The organism is Alkalibacter mobilis, from assembly GCF_015594845.1.
GTDB classification, from domain to species: domain Bacteria; phylum Bacillota; class Clostridia; order Eubacteriales; family Alkalibacteraceae; genus Alkalibacter; species Alkalibacter mobilis.
The window spans coordinates 1-1,872 of sequence record NZ_JADNRK010000062.1; the positions used below are offsets into that span (position 1 = coordinate 1).

At 40.6% G+C, this 1,872-nt stretch carries 1 protein-coding gene; it reads right to left on the minus strand.

All coding sequences use genetic code 11. From position 1 onward, the window contains the following. Positions 1-92 precede the first annotated feature (92 nt). Positions 93-1,376 (minus strand): group II intron reverse transcriptase/maturase, encoded by a 1,284-nt coding sequence (gene ltrA, locus IWB18_RS12370; RefSeq protein WP_195683923.1) that lies wholly within the window; start codon positions 1,374-1,376, stop codon positions 93-95. Between the last annotated feature and the right edge of the window lie 496 nt (positions 1,377-1,872).

The following is a 1,872-nucleotide window of genomic DNA, read 5'->3' on the forward strand; positions in this document are numbered from 1 at the left end:
AATCGAGTAGGAGAAAGTTTTCATAAAACATGAAAACCTTCGACCTCTCACACCACCGTGCGTACCGTTCGGTACACGGCGGTTCAATCAACTTAACAATTGACACACCTTTCGGTGTAGTAATCTAACATTGAGACTAATCCAAATCGGCTTAGTCTCTTGTTTCTTATGGCAACTTTGACAGCACCTTTGTTACATACATAAGCGATTCTTGCTCCTGCGTATGCTACTTTCCATGCAGTATATTTGTTTATTCCTAGTTTTATCAAGTTCTTTGCTCTGTTTTGTGGAGTTTTCCAATGCTTCCAGATACACATACGCAATCTATAGCGAATGTTAGAATCCATCTTTGCACACAAAGTTTTCATGCTACCGATTTTAAAATAATTTATCCAACCTCTAATGAGTTGATTCAATTTCTCTATCTTGTAGCTGTTACTCACTCCCCAACTTCTGCATGTCAATTCTTTCATTCTTTTCTTGAATTTCAATACTGATTTTAAGTGGGGTTTAGCCTTGTACTGATGTGCTCGACCGTCAAAGTAAAATCCGAAACCTAGGTATTTTAGCCCTTGAGGTTTATCTACTTTGCTCTTTGTCATGTTTACTTTCAGCCCTAGTTTCTCTTCAATAAATCGTGTAAGATTTCTCATTACTCGTTTTGCAGACATTTCGCTTCCAACCATAATTATACAGTCATCTGCATACCGTACAAAGTTCAATCCCCTTTGTTCCATTTCCTTATCCAGTTCATTTAACATGATATTTGCTAATAGTGGCGAAAGATTTCCACCTTGTGGTGTTCCCACTACGGAATCCTCATATTCATCATCTACCATGATTCCACTCACTAAGAACTTCCTCACTATAGAGATAACATCTCCGTCTTTGATGGTTTTACCTATCAAAGTCATTAGCTTGTCGTGGTTCACTGTGTCAAAGAACTTTTCCAAGTCAATATCTACAATCCAATCATTATCGTCATTCATCATATCTAATGCTGTTAGGATCGCTTGCTGTGCGCATCTGTTAGGTCTGAAACCATAACTGTGCTCATGGAATTGTTCCTCATAGATTGGGGTTAATACTTGTGCAATGGCTTGTTGTATAAATCTATCTGTTACTGTTGGTACTCCTAGGTTTCTGACACCACCATCAGGCTTTGGTATCTCCACTCTTCGTACTGGCTGAGGTTTATACTTTCTACTCCTCAACTGTTCCTTGATAATTTCGCCGTTCTTTTCAAGATGCACTTTAAGGTCTGTGTATTTCATTCCATCCACACCCTCTGCGCCTTTATTTCGTACGACTTGCAGATATGCCTGATTTAGATTCTCACGAGATAATATCTGCTTCATTAGACTACTTGTGTCCATGCGCTGTTTCCTTTCCGTCTCGCTAAATTTGACCATCCTTATCCCGATTGGTTACGGCAGATGTTGTCATTTCTGCAATACGAGACATACTAAAGCTTATTGATTGTTCGCCCCTTTGCTCCACTTCCATTACAGAAGTTTCTTCACTACTATGGGCTCGGCTGACTTCTCACAGTTCGTTGTTACTCGGCAAATGATACCGCTGTGAGACCTCCACGCTTAAGGTGCACGCTCTTTCTCTCCATATATCTGCCACATTTACTCTGTTCCTACAAATGGTAACTTTACGGCTTCATCCTTTTATGCGGACTTACCAATCAGAACCTAGCCTTATATGTGATTTCTGTTCGTCAGACCAGAGATTTGCCTACAGCTTCCTTCAGATTTCACCTCACGATAAACACCCTTGCTGTTTAGCTATGCACTTCCTCGTTACCTAGGTGTGCTCGGGACTTGCACCCGTTAGAGCGCGCCCATGGCGCGCAAACATAAAAAA